Genomic DNA, 5,068 nt, shown 5'->3' with positions numbered 1-5,068 from the left:
GGCTGGGTCAGGTCGAACTCGACCCGGAAATGACGATTGGGACGGCGGAGTTCATAGGCGAAGCGCGTCGGCGTCACTTCCACCGCCCAGACATTGGTGACCGACACCGCGCGATCATTGGCGCGGAACAGCGCGATCGACTCGGAGTCGACCGGGAAGTCCTGCCGCTCCTCCGTGCCGGGGGTGGCAGTGTCGCCGCCGTACATGGTGAGGACGTCGCTGGTGCCATCCTGATGCCGATGGTCGTGCTTCAGGCGTATTCCGGTCGCGGTGCGGGTGAGCACCCAGGTGCGCGAGCGATCGTCCCCGACATGGAAGGGGATGCGGATGCGGTCCGGCTCGCATGCGGCGACGTGCATCACCAGCGGCTTGCCGGCAAAGCTCGCATCCGCCGCATCGGTGGTGACGACGCGCCCGGCATAGGCCTTGCCGCACTGCGCGGCGACCGCCTGCATGAAGCGATCCTGCGGGTCGGATGCCCTGCCCTGCCCCGCGCAGCCGGTCAGCGCGAGCCCGGCGGTGGCGAGGAGGGCGGCCTTCACTTGCCCCCGCGCGCCTGTTTGCGCATCGACCCGCGCATGAAGCGCGACGCGAACCACATGCGGCGCGCGGTCTTGCCGACCAGGGTATGGAGCTGATCGCCATGCACGGCTTCCCAGGCGAGCCGGGCGGCCTCTTCGACCGGCGTGAACTCCAGCCGCGCCGCCTTCACGCGTTCGCGCATCGTCGAATTGCTGCCCACGGGCAGCCCGTCGAGGATCGCGGTGTCGATGAAGCTGGGCAGCAGCGCGCGGACGCGAATGCCGTCGGCGACCCATTCGGCGTCGAGCGATTCGGTAAAGCCGCGCACCGCGAATTTGGTCGCCGAATAGATCGCGACCCCGCCCGTGCCATAGATGCCCGCCGCCGACGCGGTGTTAAGCAGGCAGCCGCCCGACACCTTGAGGTAGCGATGCCCGGCATGCGCGCCCCACACCACGCCCATCAGATTGATGTCGACGCAGCGCTGCAGCTCCTCGACCGGCGTGTCGGCGAACACGCCGCCGACGCCGATTCCGGCATTGTTGAACAGCACGTCGATCCGCCCGGCGACCGCAGCAAACTCCGCCAGCGCGACGTCCCAGGCCGCGCGGTCGCGCACGTCGAGCATATGCGTCGAGACCGGCGCGTCGCCGAGCAATGCGGCGGTTTCGGCCATCCCCGTTTCGCTGATATCGGCAAGCCCGACGCGCCAGCCGCGCGCGGAAAAGTAGCACGCGACCGCGCGACCGATCCCCGAGCCGCCCCCGGTGATGAAGATCGCCTGCATGGCCCCCTCCTGTATGTTTTGACCTAGAGTGGATCATTCCTCACAATGCGCTGCGATGCCAGCACAAACCGGCCCCGCCATCGCCCTGAGCGACGTTTCCAAGGCATTTGGCGCGACGATCGCGCTCGATGGCGTGTCGCTGACCATCGCGGCGGGCAGTTTCGTCGCGCTGGTCGGGCAGTCCGGATCCGGAAAATCCACGCTTCTCAAGACGATAAACCGGCTCATCGCGCCCGACCGGGGCAGCGTGACGATCGATGACGCGCCGGTCGATGGCGCAGCACCGCATCTGCTTCGCCGCCGAATCGGATATGTATTTCAGTCCGTTGGACTGTTTCCGCACATGAGCGTCGCCGAAAACATCGCGATCGGCCTGCGCATCGCGGGCCAGCGGGACACGGGCGCGCGAGTCGCGGAGCTGCTGACGCTGGTCGATCTGCCGGGCGATGTCGCGGCGCGGATGCCGGATCAGCTGTCGGGCGGGCAGCGCCAGCGGGTCGGGGTGGCGCGGGCGCTGGCGACGGCGCCGGGGTGCCTGTTGATGGACGAACCGTTCGGCGCGCTCGATCCGGTCACCCGCGACGAATTGGGCCGGGCGGTGCGCGCGCTGCACGACCGGCTCGCGTTGACCACGGTGATGGTGACGCATGACATGGCCGAGGCGCTGCTGCTCGCCGATCGCGTGCTGGTGATGCAGGGCGGGCGGATCGTCGCCGACGCGACCCCGGCGGCACTCGCACGGGGCGAAGGCGGGCCGGAGGCGCAGGCGCTGATCGCCGTGCCGATGCGCCAGGCCGATGCGCTGGAGGCGCTGAAGGGATGAGCACCGCCTTTGCCCGCGTGCCCGAATTGATGGCGAGCCATTTGCTGCTGGCCATGGCGGCGATGGCGCTTGGCCTTGTCATCAGCCTGCCGCTGGCGGTGGCGGCGGCGCGCAACGCGATGTTGGGACGGATCGTGCTGGGCGCGGCAAGCCTGATCCAGACGATCCCGTCGCTGGCGCTGCTCGCCTTGTTTTATCCAATGCTGCTGGCGTTGCGCGGACTGGTCGGGGCGTGGGTGCCAGCGCTCGGCTTCCTCCCCGCGCTGCTCGCGCTGACGCTCTATGCGATCCTGCCGGTGTTGCGGAATGCAACGACCGCGCTGGTGACGCTCGATCCGGCGTTGCGCGAAGCGGCGGACGGCGTGGGCATGACCGCGTGGCAGAAATTGCGGCTGGTCGAGGCACCGATCGCCGCGCCGGTAGTGATGGCGGGCATCCGTACGGCGGCGGTGTGGACCATCGGTGCGGCGACCCTGTCCACCACCGTGGGGCAGCCGAGCCTGGGCGACCTGATCTTTGCCGGATTGCAGACGCAGAATTGGGCGCTGGTGCTGGCCGGGTGCATCGGCGCGGCGGGGCTGGCGCTGGGGGTCGACCTGATCCTGAGCGTCACCGAAGGCGGAATCCGCGCGCGCAAGCCGATGCTGGTGCGGATGAGCGCGGGGACGTTGCTCGCCGCGATCTGTGCCGCCGCCTTTGCGCTGGCCCCGGTGGTGGGCGGACAGACGGTGGTGGTGGGCGCCAAGGGCTTTTCGGAGCAGTTCATCCTCGCCCGGCTGATCGGCCAGCGGCTGGAGGCGGCCGGCTATCGCGTCGAATATCGCGAGGGGCTGGGCTCGGCGGTGGCGTTCGGGGCGCTGACCGCCGGCGATATCGATGTGTCGGTCGATTATTCGGGCACGATCTGGACCAACCAGATGCAGCGCAGCGACGTGCCGCCGCGCGAGGCAATCGTCGCGGCGGTCGGGGCGTGGGTGAGCCGCACCCATGGCGTGACGATGCTGGGGTCGCTGGGGTTCGAGAACGCCTATGCCTTTGCCATGCGCGGCGAGGATGCGCAGCGGCGCGGGATTGCGTCGCTGGCCGATCTGGCAGCGCAGGCGCCGCAGCTCGACCTGGCGACCGATGTCGAGTTTCTCGAGCGCCCGGAGTGGCGAGCGGTGCGCGATGCCTATGGCCTGCGCTTCAAGTCGGCGCGACCCTATCAGCCGACCTTCATGTACCGCGCACTGGCGAGCGGGAGCGCGGACGTGATCCCGGCCTTTTCTTCGGATGGACGGATCGCGGCGGACCGGCTGGTGGTGCTGACCGACCCCAAGGGCGCGATCCCCGGCTATGACGCCATCCTGATGATCGCGCCGGACCGCGCGCAGGATGCGCGGTTCCAGGCGGCGCTGCGCCCTCTGATCGGCAAGATCCCGGTGGAGGCGATGCGCGAGGCGAATCTGATGGTCGACAGGGACGTGGACAAGCGCACGCCGGACGAAGCGGCGCGGTGGCTGGCCGCGAAGGTCGGGCTTTAGTCGACCAGCGCGTCGATCGCGCGGGCCATGTCGATATCGCGGCCCGACAGGCCGCCGGCGTCGTGGGTGGTCAGCAGGATGTCCACGCGGTTCCACACGTTCGACCATTCGGGGTGGTGGTCGGCCTTTTCGGCGAGCAGCGCGACCTGCGTCATGAACGCGAAGGCCTGGCTGAAATCGTCGAAGGTGAAGCTGCGCGTGATCGCGTCGCGGCCGGTGTCGTGATCCCATTCGGGCAGCCCTTCGAGCGCGTCGTCGCGTTCCGCCTGGCTCAGTTGTTCGACCATTCTTCCCCTCCGGAGCTGCGTGCGGCATAGCCGGGGCCATGACCGCTGTGACCGAGACCTTTGCACCGAGTGCCGAACAGATGGAAGCGCTCGCGCGCGCGGCGCTGGCGCGGATTCCAGAACCGTTCGCCAGCCATCTGCCCGACATCGTGCTGATCGTCGAAGACTTTGCCGATGACGAGACGCTGCGCGAGATGGGGATGGAGGATCCGTTCGAGCTGACCGGCCTCTATTCGGGGCGGCCCGTGGGCGAGAAAGAGGGATTCGCGATCGGCGAGATCGCGCAGCCCGACACGATCCACCTCTACCGCGTCCCGCTGCTCGCCGAATGGGTCGAGACGGGCGTGAGCCTGGAGGCGCTGGTCACGCATGTCGTTGTGCATGAGGTGGGGCATCATTTCGGGCTGTCGGACGCGGATATGCACGCGCTGGAAGACAGCGTCGCGTGAGCGATTGCAGCATCCGGCTGGAGGGCGTGGCGTGTGCGCGCGGCGGGCGGATGCTGTTCGAGGGACTCGATCTGAACCTTGAGCCGGGTGGCGCGGTGCTGGTGACCGGGCCGAACGGAGCGGGCAAGTCGAGTTTGATCCGGATCATCGCAGGGTTGCTCAAGGCGAGCGCGGGGCGGGTTTCGGTGGCGGGCGAAAAGGCGCTGCTGGCCGAGGCGGCGGGGCTGGACCCGGAATTGCCGGTGGGTGAGACGCTGCGCTTCTGGGCCGGGTTGGATGGGCGGCGCGATGCCGTTGAGGGGGCGCTGGAGGCGGTCGGACTGCTGCACCTCTACCCCGTGCCGGTGCGGATGCTGTCGACCGGGCAACGCAAGCGCGTCGGGATTGCGCGGGTGGTGGCGAGCGGGGCACCGATCTGGCTGCTCGACGAGCCGGCGAACGGGCTCGACCATGGCGCGATCGGGGTGCTGGGCGGGCTGATTGCGGCACACCGCGCGGCGGGCGGGATCGCGGTTGTGGCGACGCATCTGCCGATCCGGATGCAGGGCGCGGGCGAGATCGTGATCGGGGCGCTGCCTCAATGACGATCACCCTGACCCTTCCCACTCGCTACGCTCGCGGGCCCTTCCCTCTCCCAATGGGAGAGGGAGGGAGGCGCGTAGCGCCGGAAGGGTGAG

7 protein-coding genes are annotated in these 5,068 nt (G+C 69.0%); 4 read left to right on the top strand and 3 right to left on the bottom strand.

Annotated features, from left to right (window positions below):
• On the bottom strand, positions 1 to 542 hold a 542-nt coding region (locus AX681_RS11100; protein WP_066682246.1), incomplete at its 3' end, for a hypothetical protein.
• The gene (locus AX681_RS11095; RefSeq protein WP_066665170.1) at positions 539 to 1,309 is read right to left on the bottom strand and encodes an SDR family oxidoreductase; all 771 of its coding nucleotides are present in this window, start codon (positions 1,307 to 1,309) and stop codon (positions 539 to 541) included. The genes AX681_RS11100 and AX681_RS11095, both read right to left, overlap by 4 nt.
• Positions 1,310 to 1,364: 55 nt before the next feature.
• Between AX681_RS11095 and AX681_RS11090 the strand changes: the two genes are divergently transcribed.
• Positions 1,365 to 2,132: an ATP-binding cassette domain-containing protein gene (locus tag AX681_RS11090; protein WP_066665172.1), complete on the top strand. Its 768-nt coding sequence runs from the start codon at positions 1,365 to 1,367 to the stop codon at positions 2,130 to 2,132.
• Positions 2,129 to 3,655 (top strand): ABC transporter permease/substrate-binding protein, encoded by a 1,527-nt coding sequence (locus tag AX681_RS11085; RefSeq protein ID WP_066682244.1) that lies wholly within the window; start codon positions 2,129 to 2,131, stop codon positions 3,653 to 3,655. The genes AX681_RS11090 and AX681_RS11085 overlap by 4 nt, the downstream gene beginning before the upstream one ends.
• Here AX681_RS11085 and AX681_RS11080 read toward each other — a convergent pair.
• Positions 3,652 to 3,942 carry a 4a-hydroxytetrahydrobiopterin dehydratase gene (locus tag AX681_RS11080; RefSeq protein WP_066660334.1) on the bottom strand — a complete coding sequence of 97 codons (291 nt, stop codon included), beginning with the start codon at positions 3,940 to 3,942 and terminating at the stop codon, positions 3,652 to 3,654. The genes AX681_RS11085 and AX681_RS11080 overlap by 4 nt on opposite strands.
• Before the next feature lie 38 nt (positions 3,943 to 3,980).
• Between AX681_RS11080 and AX681_RS11075 the strand changes: the two genes are divergently transcribed.
• Positions 3,981 to 4,391 carry a metallopeptidase family protein gene (locus AX681_RS11075; RefSeq protein WP_066660337.1) on the top strand — a complete coding sequence of 137 codons (411 nt, stop codon included), beginning with the start codon at positions 3,981 to 3,983 and terminating at the stop codon, positions 4,389 to 4,391.
• A complete protein-coding gene (gene ccmA / locus AX681_RS11070) occupies positions 4,388 to 4,975 on the top strand; it encodes a heme ABC exporter ATP-binding protein CcmA (RefSeq protein ID WP_066660345.1) in 588 nt (195 codons plus the stop codon). Before AX681_RS11075 ends, ccmA begins: the two co-directional genes overlap by 4 nt.
• Positions 4,976 to 5,068: the final 93 nt, after the last annotated feature.

Source organism: Sphingomonas sp. CCH9-E2 (assembly GCF_001557215.1).
GTDB lineage: Bacteria > Pseudomonadota > Alphaproteobacteria > Sphingomonadales > Sphingomonadaceae > Sphingomonas.
This window is presented reverse-complemented; position numbering and strand designations above follow the sequence as displayed.